A 16290-nucleotide genomic window follows, 5' to 3' on the forward strand; every position below is an offset into this window, starting at 1 on the left:
ATGCGGGCTGCTTAATGTTTAGGAGGTTGTTCGCATGGCTGATTTGGTGAGCCTTGTTCCGGGTGACGAGGAGCCGGGCGGCGACGGCATGTTGCTGACCCAGTTGGCGTCCGCGTTGTGTGCGCGTATTCCCACGTTGTGTATGTTGAAGACGTTTTATGACGGTCGTGAGCGTATTCCGTCGAAGAGTATCCCGAAGTCTGCTAACCAGAACGGTTACGCCGTGTATAAGCGGTTTATCGACATTTGCCAGTTGGATTTAGCGAAGGCGATTGCTGACGCGGTGATTTACCGTCAGCGTCCTACGGGGTTCCGTCTGATCGCGGACAAGACGCTTCGTTCGACGGAAGCTGACGACATGTGGGCGGATTGTCGTATGGAACTCAAGTCTCGGCAGATGTTCAGGGATTTGAGCATTTACGGGAATGCGTATGCGATTGTGCATAGCCCGGACGCGCCGTCGTATATTGACGTGTTGTCGCCGTGGGACACGTATGTGTCGGGCGATGAGGATTCCGCTGTCCACTACTCGTATCAGGCCGCTGAGGGCAAGGAGTATTTGGCGCTTTACCGTGTGGTGCGTGACGACAAGGGGCAGGTTACGGGTGTGACGTGTCGTGTTGCCGCCGCCGAAGTGGAGGAGCGCACGATGCTTGCCGAGGGTGACGCCGAGCAGATTTACGCGGTCGCGAACAATGAGGACAACGCGGTTGCCCCTGAGTTTTCGCCCGTGTTTTCGTGGATGGACGTGTCATCGAATGATGATGATTTCCGGTATGCGCGTGAGTGCGCGTCGCTGCCTGTGGTGCGTATTCATGCGCCGGGCGGCATGGGGCAGTTCGAACCGCATATTCCGATGTTGTCTTCGATTGACCAGCAGCGTTTCCAACGTTTCTGCATTCAGGAGCTTCAGGCGTTCAAGCAGCGTGCGGTGAGTATGGGTTCCGCGCCGACTGTGTATCGTGAGCATGATCCGCAAGTGTTGAACGGTCAGGCGAGGGCCGGTGACAAGGTTGATTATTCCGAGATGTTCCAGTCGGGGCCGGACGCCTTGTGGCTTGTGCCGGATGATGCGAAGTTCTGGGAGTCTTCTTCGACGGACATTAACCCGCTGATTACTGCTGTGGCGTCGGATATTAAGCATCTTGCTGCCGCGTCGGGCACGCCGTTGGACATTCTGAGTCCTGATGTGGCGGGTTCCGCTGAGGGCGCCCAGTTGAAGCGTGAGGGACTTGTGTTCAAGGTTGAGGATATGAACGCGCGTGCGAATGACGGGTTTACCCGTATCATGCGCATGGCGTTGGTGTCGTCCGGCCAGTCCGCTGCCGCCGACAACCGGTTTGAGACGGTGTGGAAGCCGATCAATCCGCCGTCACAGTTGGAGCAGGCGCAAGCTGCCCAGTATTCCGAGAACAACCTTCCGTTCAAGACGAATTTGCGTCGCAACTACGGCATGACCGAAATTGAGATCAACGAAACGTTGCAGGATTTGTCGGATACCCAGTTTATCGGCGCTATGGCGCGGGAGAAGGCCATGTTGGACGATGCGGGGCAACAGTACCCGTCTTCGAACCGTGGCACTTCGGGTTTCGGCGTGCATGATTACACGTTCAACGCGGAATACCCGGACGAGCCTACCGAAATGGACATGTCCGAGGATTTGTCGGGCGGTGAGTCGTGACAGGCACGTTGGAGGTCGCGTCGAACGCTTTGGAAACGATGCGTTCCGACTTGTACAAATCGTTTTACGAGTATTCGTCTTCGTTGTGGGATCAGATAACGCCGTCGGATTTTTGGAATGACGGTGTTGTTGAGGGTGTCGCCGCCGCTTCTTCCATGGCCGAGCTTTCCATGGTGGAGCAGGCGCGGCATTTGGGTGTCTCGTATGCGGATGAGACGTTGCGCATGGTTGGTGTCAGTCCGAAGGGCGACGTTGACATGCTGGTGTATCCGCGTTCGAATACCGACCCGTGGCGTGTGAATTTGCGTCCCGCCGCCGCGTACCGTGATGCGGCGGTGAAGGAACCGTCGCTTCGTCCGAAAACGTTCGAGGATGAGGATGGCGCTGCCGCGCGTTGGCGTGAAAGCGCCCGTTCCCGCTTGTTGGACATTGCTGACACGGATACGCACATGTCGGCTACGGACGCGGTGTTGAACCGTTACAACCGTAGCAAGGTGTTGTCGTACCGTCGTGTGCTGCACCCGGAACTGTCCCAGTCGGGTTCGTGCGGCTTGTGTGTCGTTGCCGCCGACCGCTGGTATTCGACATCGAACCTCATGCCGCTGCATTCCCGCTGCAAATGCGGTGTCGCACCGGCAGGTTCGGATTATGATCCCGGTTTCGAGTTGAACCGTGAGGATTTGGAACGTATTTACCAAGAGGCCGGAAGCAAGTTCGGCCGTGATTTGATGGATGTGCGTGTCATGAGTGTGAATAACGGGGAGATTGGCCCCGTTCTTTACATGAGTGACGCGCGTGAGCTTGGCCGCAAGGTTGAGCATTCCGCTTGGGTACGGCCCGACCGTAGGCGGACTAGGGAGCAGTTGCGGAAGATGGTGGAACGGGCGAACGTGTACGAGTCGAAATACCGTGAGGTGTTGTCGTCCGGTAAGCGTGTCCGGTTCCGCCATGATGGGATTCCCCATGTTTTCGCGCCGTCCCCGAATTTGAAACGGGCCTTGAATAGCGTCCGACAGATGCGGATGCAGGCACAAGCAGCGTTGCAAGCTGCATCGTAACAGAGTATGGAGGGGCACGATGCCTACTGAAAACACGGAACCCGTCATGGAGTCCGAGGAAACGCCGGTTGCCGACATGGAAACCGCACCTGTCGAGGAAGAGCGGACGAGCGGGCCTGATTGGAAAGCGCTGTCGCGCAAGCATGAGGATCGTGAGAAGAGCCTGAACGCGAAGCTGGGCAAGCTGCAAACGTCGTTTGACGAGCAGACCGCCGAGCTTCAGAAGGCGCGTCGCGAGTCAGCGATTCTACGCGCTCAGAAGACGCATCCCGCGTTGACTGACGAGATGTTCGAGTTTTGCACGGAATCCGATCCCGAAGCGATTGCTTCGTGGGCGGAACGTGTGGTCAAGACGTTCGGGGTTGGAACCGGCATGGCTGCTGCTCCCGTTGTCACGGCGGAACCGGAAAAGAAGGAACCGTATGGGGATTCTCAGCATTTGTCCGAGAAACTGGCGCGTTCCGACAATTCCGCTGGTAAACCCGCTGACCCGACGAGCCGTGAATCCGCGTACAAGCGGGCGATGGAACGTCAGCGTCAGCGTCAAGTGAAGAAATAGTTGATTCAACGATTTCCAAGGAGGAAACATGGTGCAGGAGATGGTTCACTCCACTGGTTTGACGACCGTGGAGGAAAACAATTCTTGGCGTTTTGGCAACATGCAGGACGGAACCGTTTCGGTGACGCTTGACATGTCGCTGTTTGAGAACGCCGCGAAAGAGAAGAAGGACGAGTATCTGACGGGCGTGTCCGACAAGGCGACGACCGTGTATTTGCGTTCCGGCATTCCGCTGGCGAAGATTACGGCTTCCGGCGAGTACGGCCCGTATGATCCGGAGGCCTCTGATGGCCGTCAGGAGAAGATTGCCGGTCTGCTGGAGTCGATGATCGAGGTGAATATCACGCTGGCGGGCTGGGATGTTGCTGACCCGAACGTTGGTATGCGCTATCGCGGCGACATTGTGAAGGCGAACCTTCCGGTTGCCGTCGATGACGACGCCGTGTGGGGTGGCGATTTCTACGACGTGGAGGACGATGTGGTCACGTACCTGTCTGCCGCTCCCGCCGCCGGAGCTGGGGCCTGACCCCTTCTTTTCTTTTGTTTGACGTTGTGCCCGCCTTGGCGGGTTTTTATTTGTGAGGAGTGTTTTAAATGAGTGGGACTCTGGTAAAAGACATTATGAATCCCGCCGAAGCAACTGGAATTGTGCAGGCGGGTTTTGATTTCGTGAACGGTTTGCTGCCGATGAGCAAGGTGTTCCCGGTGGTGTCCAACGAGGGCAAGGAAGTGGTGAACTGGCATTCTGTGGTGCCGGTGAAGCCGATGGAGACCATGGTGTTCCGTGCTTGGGACGCCGAAGCGGGCCACATGGACACCGAGGTGACATCCGGTGAACAGTACATGGATTTGCTGCCGCTGTCGAAGATGTCGCATATCACGGAAAAGGATGTGATTGCGCATAACGATGATCCGAAGTGGGTTCGTGACAAGGCCGAGGGTCTGTTCGAGAAGCTTGGCCAGCAGGCCGCTATGCGTATCGAGCTTGCCCGTGTCGCCGCGCTGATGGATGCGAAGATCACGCTGGAGAAGGAGAACGGCCTTCAAGTCCAGTACACGTTTGACCGTCCGGAAGACTTGTCCGCGATCACGCCGAAGAAGAAGTGGAACGCCGCTGGCGCTACGCCTGTCACGGATATTGAAACGTGGATCAAGCTGATTGTGAACAATCGTGGCCGTCGTCCGGCTGCTGTGCTGACGACGAGCAAGGTGATTGACGCTCTTCGTACCAACGAGGAAATGATCACCACGTATACCCAGCGTGCGCTCACGGATTCCATGCCGAAGCTTACTGTCCAGCAGGTGATGGAGGTTCTGGCCGGTATCGGCGTATACGATGTGCGCATGATTGACGAAATGTATCAGGAGATTGAAACCAATAACGGTTTCAGTGTTCCGCTTGACATGTCCACGGCCATCCCGGACGGTACGTTCGTCATGTTCCCGGCTTACATGGATACCGACCTTGGTTTCACTGCTTCCGGCCCGACCGCTGAAGCAGCTTCCGGCGATTACGGTATTAACAAGAGCGTGAATGATGGCATGGTGGGCGCGATGCTTCGCCATGACGCTCCTGTGTCTTACGACCTGTGGGCGAACGGCACTATGATGCCGGTTCTTCAGGAAGCTGTTTCTACGGCCAAGGCTTCTGTGCTCTGACAAGGGGGTGACGCGGTATGGCGGTGAATGTCGATCAGATTGACTGGGTTGAGTGGATGCGCATTTATGCGTTGGACGACCCGGATTTGTTCACGGAACGCTACCCGGTGGAATGGGTGTGCGCGATGTGCCGTATCGCGTCTCGCATGGCGCTGACGGAAGCGTTCGAAGCGCAAACCCGTTTAGACGATGGAACGCTCAGTGAGGAAACGTTCGCTTACGTGTGCTGCATGATGGTGCTCAGGGTTGTCCGTTACAGGCGGTTCAAGTCCGAGTCAAACGGCACGTACACGTACACGAACGCCGACCCGTTGCCGAACGATCCGGGCAAGGATGCGTCACCGAACTTGTATTTAAGCAAGAGGGAGAAAACCTTGTTGCAGGGATACTTGGACGGTCACGGCCCGATGGGTACGGTTCATACCGGACTTGATCGCATGTACGGGATGTGATGCGTATGGATTTGTCACGGTTGTACGATGGTGTTTCCCCCGCCGAACTTGGCGGGGGTTTCCTGTATGACGGCGTGGATTTGGATTGCAAGGGGCCGGAACAGTTGTTTGATTCCGACTATGTGGTGGTTGTTCCCCGCAAGGTGGTGCAGACCGCTCACGGCGGCAAGTATGTGCAGAGCGGCGATCCCGTCAAGGTGATTTGCTCTGTGGAAGGCCGCGCCCAGCAAGCGGGCATGTTTTCCATTTCCGGCGCTGAGGACAAGAGTCCTTCCGGCCAGGAGGGCGGCGGTTTGCAGGAGGTCACTCCTTTGCAGATCATTGCGCGACAGTGGCCGGGCGACATTCATTCGCGTGTCTGGTACAAGGGCGACTGGTACGACACTGACGGTTCTCCCGTATACCGTCCTTCAGGTTCGAAACTGTCCAACCATTACGAGGTGCGTTGCCGTCGTGTGGTTGTGGGCGGCATGGTTCGTGACGGCGGCATACCGGAACCCGCATGGGTTGAAACAGTAGGGGGACGATGATGGGTTACGTGAAAATCAATGAGAATGTCGGACGTGACATTGCGATCATGTTCGGCCCCGAATTGACGGGCGAGCTTGCAGAGAAGGGCGCGGCTAAGCTTCGTGCCGCTGTGCTGGCGAAGGCCGCTGACCCCACGGTGGGAACGGTGGTTGGTGCCAATCTTGCCGACAACGTGCATGTGGAGTCGCGCATGACTGGCTGGCATCACCAGATCGTTCTTTCCGTTACTGGCCGTCGTGGAACGGAAGTCGCGTCTCATCTTGAGTTCGGCTACGTGAACTATTGGGCGAAACGGTATTTGCGCGGTATGCATGTGATGCCCGAAGTGGCGTCCTCGTTGAAGTTGTGAGGTTTTGATGGACAATATTTTCGAAACTCTCGCGATTGATGTGAGGGATGCAATCGACGCGGAACAGCTCATTTTCGACTTGGTTGAACGCACGTACCCGTGCGAAGGCTTCGAGGATGTGAGCTTGTATACGTATATGGATTTGGATACGACCGCCATGGCCGACCAAGGGCGTGTGATCCTGTTTCAGGTCACGTCGCCACAGCAGATCAACCGCATGTTCTGGAAGTTCACGGTGTCTTTCACCGTCCTTGGCGCTACGGGCAATGGTGTGGACGTGTTGGCCCGCGACTTGTACCGGCGTGTGAAGCATTGGCCTTTGGAAGAGGGTACTGATGCTGGATCGTTGGGCAAGATTGTGGATATTGATGCGCCCCGCCGTTTTTCGGACGCGAAGGAGAACGCTGGCAAGAGCGTGAGCGAGTACGCATTCGACGTGACGTTTACTGCCAGAGACCCTTATTAATTTCAGTCACTTCTATTTATTCAGGCCCTTCCCGATGTCGGGGAGGGTTTTTGTTTTACCTGTTCCTTTAGGAGGGAATGATTATGGCTATCAATAACAAGGCTTTGATGCAGGCGGCGCGTGGAACGCTGTTTACGGCTCCCGCTGGTACGGCGCTGCCGACTGGCGGCGTGTCCAAGTTCCTGTTGAACGCGGGAGAGATTGAGGTTAGTCCCGATCTGGAGGGCGCCAAGTGGGAGAATCTTGGCCACACGTCCAATTCGAACCGTCTAAGCTTCTCGAAGGAGGGCGGCGACACTACGAGCATGGCTACGTGGCTGTCTTCTTCCGCTAAGACGAAGAAGGAGCCTTCCACGCTTACCGTGTCGGGCGCTTCCGCTCAGGTTGACAAGGCGACGATCAAGAAGATTACGGGCGGCTGGGACAACACTTCGGGCGGCGGCGTGGTTGTGCCGATCGATTCCGAGGTGCAGCAGACCGCTCTGTTCATTCTCGCTTACGACGATACGGACAAGCTGAGCTTCGGCATGTATCTGCCGGAAACCGATTTCTCTTACGACACGCTTGATTTTTCTGGTGAGGATTTCATCGAGATCAGCTTCCAAGCTGTCGTGAAGAGCACCGATACGCTTCCGAAGGGGCCGAACGGTGAACTTGGCGGTTACTGCATTTTCTCCCCGGAAGATTTTAAGGCGGCTCCCGCCGTTTGAGCTCAGGCGTAACCCCTCTTTTAGATTGTCCCGCTCGCACGCGCCTATCCGTGCGGGCGGGATTCCCTTCACTTTGGACTAGGTAGGCGATTTGGTTTCAAGGATAGGCGTGAAACGATGACTGAAAATATTGAAAACGTTGAGAATGTTGAGAACACGGGCGGCGAGTTTCCGGCCACGTTGGAAGAGCTGATCGAGAAAACCCCGGTGTTGGAGGGTTTCCCGATGATGGTTGTTCCGGGCAAGTTGAAGCCGAAGCAGTCCGCTGATTTCCTTGTGTTGGAAACGGTGGTTGAGGACACGCTCGCGAAGCTTGACATTGAGAAGGAGCCGGTTCAGCAGGCGATCCGCATGGGCTATGTGGTGGAGGTTGCCGACGAATTCTTTACGAAGATCGTGAAGGACAAGAAGGCGTATGAGCGTTGGGCTGAGGGCAAGCCCGCCGCCGACCTTGCGGCCGCGTATTTGACGCTGTGCGCGTTCTACAAGATTGAACTGGGAAAATCCGCTCTCTCCTCGACACGTACAGGAAATGCCGAGTAGAGCTGACTGCTGATTTCCGCCGTTTTTACGGGTTGAACTTGCCTGACGCCTTCGACACTGAGGACGGCACGTTCTTGTTCAACTTGATGGTGGGGTTGGCTGGTTATGAGGGCGGCTTGTACCGCGCGTGGGTGATGGCCCATCCCGACCCGGACACCGATGTGGGCGAACCGGCTGGGGACGAGTCGCGGCGTTTGTCGTTCTATGGCTATTCCCAGAACACGGGCTTGTTGATGGAGATTAACAATTGGGTTGGCCGTTTGGCCACGTCGATGCTGGTGGACGAACACGGCAAGCGGGTGGAGTTCCATCCGATTTTACCGCCCAGCATGAGTGATGGAGAAGAAGGGCCGGTGGTGAAGGCCGCGACGTTTGAGAACGCCCGCGACTTTTTCGGCGGCTAGTCTGGCAAGGAGAGCGTGATGGTTTTGTACACTGCCGGTGAAGTTGGTATCAATATTCGTCCTGATACTCGTGGTTTCGGTGCCGAGTTGCGCCGGAAGCTGGCGAAGTACGGCGACATTACGCTCCCTGTCAATTTTGATGCTGACGATAACGCGGCGTATGCGACGTACCGGCGTTGGGAGGGGCGTGAGGTTGACGTTCCGGTCAATTTCAAGACCGATCCGAACTCGGCCCGCGCGTATTTGGCTCAGCAGAAGAAGCTTCGTGAAGCTGCCGAGGAGCCGATTCGTCCCGATTTTGATTTGCATGGTGTGGAAGCGAAGCAGAAGGCGTTGCAGAAGTATATCGCTTCCATGTCCGACCAGTTGAAGAAGCAGCAGGCCGATTATCAGCAGGTCACGTCGCATGTGGAGGAGCTTGTCGCCGCCGAGGAGAAGGCGCGGAAGGTCAATGAGCAGGCTTCGAGGGCGCGTAAGGCCGGTTTGGATGATGCTGAGCGCAAGTATTTGGAAGCGGGCCGTCAGGTTGATTCGCTCAATGAGCGTCTGAAGGATTTGAAGAAGACCCGTGATGAGCTTCGTTACCGCAAGTCGGATGATGCGCGTAATGAGCTTCAGTCTGTCCGCTCCCAGATTGATCAGGTTACGACGAGTTTGAGGAACGCGAAGAATGAGAGGAATTCGGCGTTCCGTGAGTTCCGCCGTCTGGAGAAGGAACAGTCGAAGCTTACGGCGTCTGAGGACGGCAAGCTGTATGATGTTGCTACCCAGAAGTTGAAGGCCGCTCAGAAGCAGCAGGCGCGTTACGCGAAGGCTGTGGCGAACACTGAGGATTCGTTGAAGTCGGCGCGTAAGAGTTTGCGCGACTATACCGCACAGTTGAAGTCGAACGAAGCTCAAGAGGTGCGCGTGTGGGAAGCGCGTGAGAAGGCTCTTGATCAGCTTGCGGGCATGGAGAAGCGTGCGAACGGCGCGAAGAAGGCGATTCGTGACATGTTCCCCATGGGCACGACGGACAAGCAGTATCAGAAGCTTGTCGCTGACGTGAGCAACCGTTTGAACGACATCAACTTCTTGCAGAAGGAGCTTCATTCGGGACGTTTGAACGCGGCCCGTGATGTGAAACTGTTGACGGACAGCTACAAGCAGTTCGACAAGCAGATGCAGAGCATTGACAAGGGTATTGACAAGCTGAGCAAGCCCCTTGAACTTCAGGCTCGTTTGGATGAGATTTCGGGTGTGCGCGAGTCGATTGAGCGTGCTCAGGCGCGTTTGAACGCGGCGCATTTGGATGTTCCGGCTGAAGTGAACTTGACGTATGACAATGCGATCAAGCAGCTTCGTGACCTTGAACAGAAGGTCAAGTTGAACCCGGACAAGGATTGGTCTGATTGGCGTGGTGAGCTTCAGATTGGCGCTGACCTTGACGAGGCTTCCCGCGAGTTGCGCCGTTGGAAGGATCGGCACGAGGAGTTTGAGCTTGATGTTGATTTGCAGTCGAAGCTCGCTTCCGCGCATTTGGCGTATTTGACCCGTCCGCGCACGGTCGAGATTTTCGCGAAGGTGCGTGACACTCAGCTGGGCAAGCTGTTGAACGGTGTCACGTATGGTGCAACCGGTTTGGCGGGCGTTCAGAACAAGTTTGATTCGCTGGTGAATGCGTTTGACAATCTTGACCGCACGGTGCCGCGTATTGCTGCTGTGGGCACGGTGTTGGCTTCTTTGTCTGCTGGCGCGTTGAACTTGTCGGGTTCGATTCTGGGTGTCGGTTCGTCTTTGGTGTCGATGAGCAAGGTTGCGTTGGCCGCTCCCGCCGCTTTGATGGGTGTGGGTGCCGCTGTTGGTGTGGCCATGTACTCGTTCAAAGCGTTCAAGAATGATTTGCAGGACGCGGAAACGGCGTTTACGGGGTTTGGCGACAAGCTTGATGAAGCGTTCAAGGGCAAGGCTCTTCCCGCTACCGTCGAGTTTTTGAACACGGTTGGCGCTGAACTTCAACCGGCGTTGTTGGATTTGGCTGACGCCGAGAGCGAGGTTATCGCCAATCTTGTTGGTGTGGCCACTGCCGCCCATGACGCGGGCTATCTGGCGACGATCATGGATAACACGAATCTGGCGGTCAGGGAACTGTCGCCGGGCCTTGAACACATGGTTGCCGCGTTCTTGAACCTTAGTGACTTGTCGAGCCAGTATCTGCCGCGTGCCGCCCGCTATGTTAGCGATTTGGCGTCCGGCTGGGCTGACTGGGTGAACCGTGCGCGTGAGACTGGCGCGGTTGAGGACGCTCTTGAACAGGTCATTGAACAGGCTGGGTATTTGAAGAACACCGTCAAGTCGGTGATCAGCATTTTCTCTGGCTTGTATTCGGCTATCGCGATCAACCAGAACGGTATTGAACAGTTCTCGCACGCGGTGGGCAATGTGGCTGACGCGGTTAATAGCGTCCGTTTTCAAGAGACGTTGAAAACGTGGTCTGCTGCCGCGCTGGTCACGAAGGACACGGTGCGTGACTCGTTCAGTTCGATGGGTGACGCGCTGTATACGGTGCGGGAAACCATTGGTCAGGTGATGGTCAGTTCGGGCGAGGTGATTGCTTCGTTCGGCAAGAATTTGAGCCGTGTGATCAAGGGTTCCGAGTCTGGTTTGCGCACGTTCGCGACTGGTACTGCCGAGAGTTTGACGGCGATGTTTGACGCGCTGGGCGACAATTCGCATGTGATCAACGAGTTGTTGACGATGGTGGGCAAGCTTGCCCGCACGTTCGGCAACACGCTTGCCGCCGCGATTCGTACCGCTTCGCCGCTGCTTCAGGGTTTGGCGAAGACTGCTGGCGCTGTTGCTGATGCGTTCAACGCGCTGCCGGATTCGTTGAAGGGTGGTATTGCGATTTGGGCGACGTTCGGTAGGGCGGCGTCCACGGCCATGACGACGTTGAAAACGTCGATGCTCACGAACATTCAGGACACGCTCCAGTACCAGAAGACCATGGCGTCTTTGGGTATGAGCGCGGATCAGGCGAAAGTGAAGTTCAGCACGCTGGCGGTGGCTATGGCGAAGTTGAACGGCGCTGACGTGGTGAGTTCGTTTGGTCAGGCCCGTTCCTCTGTTGACGGTGTGGGCACTTCGGTTGTTGGTTTGAAGGCGAAACTGTCGAATGCGGCGGGTGTCGCCAAGTCGTTCGGTTCAAGTTTGCTGTCCGCGTTCGGTGGGCCTGTTGGCGTGGGCGTGACCGCCGCGTTCGCGGCGATTGCTGCCGCGATTGGCGACTACCAGCACAAGGCTCAGGCTACCGAGTCCGCGAACATGTCGCTGGCTGATTCAATGCGCCGTCTCGCCACGGATGTTGAGGATTCCGCTAGCGTCGTGTCGTCGCTTCGTGACGAACTGTCGGGCATTTGGTCTTCGAACGAGTATGGTCGTGCCGAGGGGCTTGGCGGATGGTTGAACGGTGTCACTGACGAGTTCAAGACCGCCGAGGAAGCCGCCAAGGAGTTTGGCGTGTCTTCCACCGAGTTGACGGACGCGATCATTAATGGCGGTTCGGATTACACGAAGGTTCAGAACCGTGTCAATGGCGCGGTGTCGAAGGCGAAGGACAATTTCGAGGAGTTGAAGAAGGCGGCGTCCGCTAGCGTGTTGGACAAGAGCAGCAAGGACGCGGAAAACGCCCGAAACAAGTACAACAAGTTGTCGAATGCCCAGAAGAAGCTGACGGAAACAACGGGCTTGGTGAGGGAGGAAATGGTCGCGACGGCCATGGATACCGCCAAGTTGAACGGTGTTTCCGAGAAGACGATCCGCACGTATGCGAACATGAACGTGGGTATGCGCACGCTCATGGAGGTTGCTGGCGGTGAAGCGTTGAAGCAGAATGCTTCAGCGAAAGCCCTTGAGCTTAAGAACCAGATTTTGAACAAGGGCGTCAACACGATCCGCAACGCGACGCACGCCGAAGCTTCCTACTATGAAGCGTTGGATTCTACGAAGAGCGCAATCGAGTCGGTCAACCAGATGGCTTCCTACGGGCAGCGTGTTTGGAACGATCAGGCGAAGTCGTTTGATTTGACGACTAGCGCGGGCCGTCTTGCCGCTTCCACGATTGATTCGCTGGTGTTGTCCGCTAACGAATGGTTGGACGCTTCGGCTGCTCAGGGCATGTCCGCTGACGCTTTGAATGAACGTTATACGACTCTTCGCAACACGTTGATTGATCAGGCTACCGCGTTGACGGGCAATAGTGAGACGGCTAAAGCGTATGTTGATCAGCTGTTGACGACGCCGGATCACATCAAGACGAAGGTTGACCTTGAGGTTGCTGAGAGCAAGGCGTTGTTGGCTCAGTATGTTGAGACGATGAGCATTTTGTTCCCGGCTGGTCAGCGTGAGGATTTGCGTTCCATAATTCTGAAAATGGTTATGGAGGGCAAGACTCCCGAAGAGATCATGCAGGCGGTGCAGAAGGCTACCGAGGGCAAGTACACGGTCGTGATCAACTCTGACGGTAAACCGGCCATGGTCGAGACGGAAGCGTTGAAGAAGAAGCTTGAGGAAACGGGCGTCAAGATTCCCGCCGAGGTTGATGGCGTCAGCATCTTCGAGAACGTGGAAGGCTTGAAGAAGGAGCTTGAAGGCCAAGGCATCACTTTGAAGGTCAAAGATGACGGTTCCATCCAACTGTTCAAGGATGGGGTGGAACTGGCCAAGAAGGAAGCCGAGAAAGACCCGGCGAAGGTCGAGGTTGATGCGGATACCGACAAGGCGAAGCAGAAGACCGACGAGGTGAAGAAGGAAGCCGAGAAGGAACCGGCCAAGGTTCCGGTTGACGCTGATCCGATTGCGTTTGATTCCACGCTTGAGGAGAAGCGCAATGAAGCCGAGGGCGCGACGTTCAAGGTGTCTTTGGACGCTAACCCGGAACTGTTTGACGGCACTTTGTTCCAGAAGAAGGAAGAAGCCGAGAGTGGCGAGGTGACGATTCCTGTGGATGCCAACACGGAACCGTTTGATTCGGGGGTGCAGGAGCGTTCCGGCCAATCGTTCTTCGAATCATTCATTCCTCTTGCCGCTCTTGCTGGCTTGTTCGATTTCGACAGGGATTCGCGTGCCGGTCAAACGTTCTTGTCGGCGTTTATCCCGTTGGCTGCTCTTGCCGGATTGTTTGACGCTGACAAGAACAGTCGTGCCGGCCAACTGTTCGCGTTGTCGAACATTCCTCTTGGCGCGTTGCCGGGATTGTTTGACGTGGACAAGAACAGTCGTGCCGGTCAACAGTTCGCGTTGTCGAATATTCCGTTGGGTGCAATCACGTCGTCGTTTGATGCGGCAAAGAACGCTCGTGCGGGTAAGACGCTTGGCCAGTCAACAATCGATGTGGACGCGAACACGAGTCCGTTCACACGTTCGGTGAGTGCGTTTAAAGGCAAGACCGTGGCGACGGCGTTCATCGACGTGGTGCAGCGTGTCACGAAGAAAATCTTCGGTGGCGGTGACGGTGAAGGCGAAGCGAACGGTGGCCGTATCTACGGGCCGGGTACGTCCACGTCCGATTCCATTCCTCGCTGGCTGTCCAACGGTGAAATGGTGCTCAAGGCGTCGTCCGTGAGGAAACTTGATGCCGCTTACGGTACGGGTTTCCTTGACGCTTTGAACGCTACGGGAAGCATCAACCAAGCGTTGAACGCGAACGCCGGATCGTATTCGAGTCGTGCCGCGTCTCAACGGTTCGCTTACGCGACGGGCGGGCGCGTCTCTTCGGACGCGGTGAAACTCGAAGTCAACCTTTCACCCGTCATCAACGTGGAAGTGCCGGACGGCGCGAAGAAGGGCGACACGTATGTCACCCAGAATTTCGACCAGAAGATTGTGCGTTCCGACGCTGACCTTCATGTTGCTTCCGCGATTTTGTACCGTAACGCCGCTCGAACGGCGTCGATGGTGGGAAGGTGAAAAGTTGAGGATCGGTTTTGCTGAATTGTCCGCGCCGAATATTCCGACATTGCGTTTGGAGGGCGATACGGCTTCAGACCCGTGCATGTACATCGAACAGGAGGGCGTGCAGGCTGGTATTCGACGCCGGATTTGAAGGTGTCGTTGACTGAGCGGGGTGATGGTGACGGTGCGCATGATGTGCCGGATTCGGCTGTCGCGTATGCGGCGCGTACCGTCACTCTTCGTGTGTTCGCGTCTGGCCGTGACCGTGACGAAACGTTGGAGCAGTGGCGTCGCTTGTTGATGTTCACGCACCGTCAGGTCACGCTTCGTATCAGGGATTCTCGTACTGATACCGAGTGTGTGGGCATGGTGTCCACGGTGTCTGAGGGCGAGTGGCATGAGGGGTATTTGTTGGGGGATTTGACGGTGGTGTGCGCGAGACCTGAGCGTGTCGCGCATACGCCGTCGGTTCTTTCGTTGATTCCTCATCGTGCGTCTGCTGGCGGTGGCGGTGGCTTAATGTACGGGCCCGGCTACTTTACCGAGTGTGACGTCACCCCGAATGATAGCGAAAGCTACTTGTATCTGTCCACTGTGGGCACGCTTGGCTTGCGTTATCCGTTGACGTATTCGGTGCAGAAACCCACTGCCGGTTCGAACTCGTGTCTGGTGGAGAACCATGGTTCTTCCCGCGCCTACCCGGTTTTTACCTGCTACGGGAACATGCCGGATGGTGTTGACATCGTGTTTCCGGGCGAGAACCTGTGGCTTCGCTGTACCCAACCGGTGTATGGGGAGCCGCTGGTGTTGGATTCGCGGTCTCGTACCGCCACTGTGGGCGGTTTGGACGTGTCGCGCACGCTGGTGTCGCGCGGATTCCCGACTGTTCCGCCGGACGGGATGGTCAATTGTGTGCTTCGTACTACCGGAACCGGCTACGTGAACGTCACGGTTCGTGACACGTACATGTAAGGAGAAAAAATTGGTTACTACCGCGTTGGGCGTGAGCCCGGATTTGAATGACAATGGCGTGACGCCGCTCACGCACCGTCAGGTTTTGGCCGCTATGTACCCGTCTACGGGCATCATGACTGGTCTTGCGGTTACTGGCCGCAACGACCTTACGTATAACGTGTCGGCTGGTGTGGCGGTCACGTCGATTGGTGTGGCTGACGGCAACACTATTTCCTATTGGGAGGGTGGTGTGACGCCGAAGGTGGATGCTGGTGATCCCACGAATCCGCGTATTGATGCGGTGTGGGTTCGTGCGCATAATCTGATCGAGCATAATGATGCTGACAATTTTGTGGTGGTGGGTGTCACTCAGGGTACGGCTAGTGCGAATCCTGTGGCTCCTACGATTCCGGCTGGCGCGTTGCTGTTGGGTACGCGCCGTATGCCCGCTAACGCGACGAACACGAGTAGCGCTACGGCTGTTGAGAACGGCGTGTACGCGGTGCCTCACGGCGCTTCCCTTGGAATGTTGGGCGAGTATTGGTGGCAGGCCGACTTGGTGGGTGCCGACACCTTGAAAAAAGATTACTATGAAATGCCTGTGACGATTACCGTGCCGACGAAAAGGCTTGTCCGCTTGCGTATGGTCGCGTCACTGAGCGCGTACAACACGAACTGGGGCGACCAGTCCAAGCGCACCGAATGGGCTTTCTGCTTCCAGCTGGACGGCAGAGACATCGACCACTCTGGCGCCAATTTTATCGCTCAAGGCTCTTGGGAGACGAAGGAGCATGAATTTATCGCCGAGTGCCCGGCGGGCACCCATACTTTCCGTCTCCGTGCATGGCGCCAAAACGGCGAGAGGCCGTGGTTCCACTATTCGGACGATCAGAGTGTTACGGGCGGTACTGGAGACTTGTGGGTGGGACGCCGTTTCACGATTTATGACGCTGGTGTCGCGGTGGCTGGCAAGACGACGATTGTAAGGTAACT

Annotated in this window: 15 protein-coding genes; all 15 read left to right on the forward strand. The window is 56.5% G+C overall.

Annotation, left to right across the window (positions count from 1 at the left end; genetic code table 11):
• Window positions 1–34 precede the first annotated feature (34 nt).
• On the forward strand, window positions 35–1681 hold the full coding sequence (locus BMAGN_RS07510; protein WP_022860318.1) for a hypothetical protein: 1647 nt from the start codon (window positions 35–37) through the stop codon (window positions 1679–1681).
• Window positions 1678–2739, forward strand: a complete 1062-nt coding sequence (locus BMAGN_RS07515; RefSeq protein WP_022860317.1) for a hypothetical protein — start codon at window positions 1678–1680, stop codon at window positions 2737–2739. Before BMAGN_RS07510 ends, BMAGN_RS07515 begins: the two co-directional genes overlap by 4 nt.
• A gap of 19 nt (window positions 2740–2758) precedes the next feature.
• Window positions 2759–3298: a hypothetical protein gene (locus BMAGN_RS07520; protein WP_022860316.1), complete on the forward strand. Its 540-nt coding sequence runs from the start codon at window positions 2759–2761 to the stop codon at window positions 3296–3298.
• Between the two features lie 28 nt (window positions 3299–3326).
• Window positions 3327–3824 (forward strand): K structural protein, encoded by a 498-nt coding sequence (locus BMAGN_RS07525; RefSeq protein WP_022860315.1) that lies wholly within the window; start codon window positions 3327–3329, stop codon window positions 3822–3824.
• 68 nt (window positions 3825–3892) lie between these two features.
• Window positions 3893–4957 carry a major capsid protein gene (locus BMAGN_RS07530; protein WP_022860314.1) on the forward strand — a complete coding sequence of 355 codons (1065 nt, stop codon included), beginning with the start codon at window positions 3893–3895 and terminating at the stop codon, window positions 4955–4957.
• 17 nt (window positions 4958–4974) lie between these two features.
• Entirely contained in the window at window positions 4975–5409 is a 435-nt protein-coding gene (locus BMAGN_RS07535; protein WP_022860313.1) for a hypothetical protein, read from the forward strand.
• A 5-nt stretch (window positions 5410–5414) separates the two neighbouring features.
• The gene (locus BMAGN_RS07965) at window positions 5415–5939 is read left to right on the forward strand and encodes a hypothetical protein (protein WP_238548785.1); all 525 of its coding nucleotides are present in this window, start codon (window positions 5415–5417) and stop codon (window positions 5937–5939) included.
• Complete coding sequence (locus BMAGN_RS07545) at window positions 5936–6289, forward strand: hypothetical protein (RefSeq protein WP_022860311.1); 354 nt, start codon at window positions 5936–5938, stop codon at window positions 6287–6289. Before BMAGN_RS07965 ends, BMAGN_RS07545 begins: the two co-directional genes overlap by 4 nt.
• A gap of 7 nt (window positions 6290–6296) precedes the next feature.
• Entirely contained in the window at window positions 6297–6755 is a 459-nt protein-coding gene (locus BMAGN_RS07550; protein WP_022860310.1) for a hypothetical protein, read from the forward strand.
• An 83-nt stretch (window positions 6756–6838) separates the two neighbouring features.
• Entirely contained in the window at window positions 6839–7465 is a 627-nt protein-coding gene (locus tag BMAGN_RS07555) for a phage tail tube protein (RefSeq protein ID WP_026502137.1), read from the forward strand.
• 117 nt (window positions 7466–7582) lie between these two features.
• Complete coding sequence (locus BMAGN_RS07970) at window positions 7583–8008, forward strand: hypothetical protein (RefSeq protein ID WP_022860308.1); 426 nt, start codon at window positions 7583–7585, stop codon at window positions 8006–8008.
• 38 nt (window positions 8009–8046) lie between these two features.
• Entirely contained in the window at window positions 8047–8412 is a 366-nt protein-coding gene (locus BMAGN_RS07565) for a hypothetical protein (protein ID WP_022860307.1), read from the forward strand.
• An 18-nt stretch (window positions 8413–8430) separates the two neighbouring features.
• Window positions 8431–14358 (forward strand): hypothetical protein, encoded by a 5928-nt coding sequence (locus BMAGN_RS07570; RefSeq protein WP_022860306.1) that lies wholly within the window; start codon window positions 8431–8433, stop codon window positions 14356–14358.
• A 144-nt stretch (window positions 14359–14502) separates the two neighbouring features.
• A complete protein-coding gene (locus tag BMAGN_RS07575; RefSeq protein ID WP_156095745.1) occupies window positions 14503–15315 on the forward strand; it encodes a hypothetical protein in 813 nt (270 codons plus the stop codon).
• A gap of 10 nt (window positions 15316–15325) precedes the next feature.
• Window positions 15326–16288, forward strand: coding sequence for a hypothetical protein (locus BMAGN_RS07580; protein ID WP_022860304.1), 963 nt, complete (start codon window positions 15326–15328; stop codon window positions 16286–16288).
• Window positions 16289–16290: the final 2 nt, after the last annotated feature.

The sequence above is a fragment of the Bifidobacterium magnum genome (genome assembly GCF_000741255.1).
In the GTDB taxonomy this organism is placed as follows: Bacteria; Actinomycetota; Actinomycetes; order Actinomycetales; family Bifidobacteriaceae; genus Bifidobacterium; species Bifidobacterium magnum.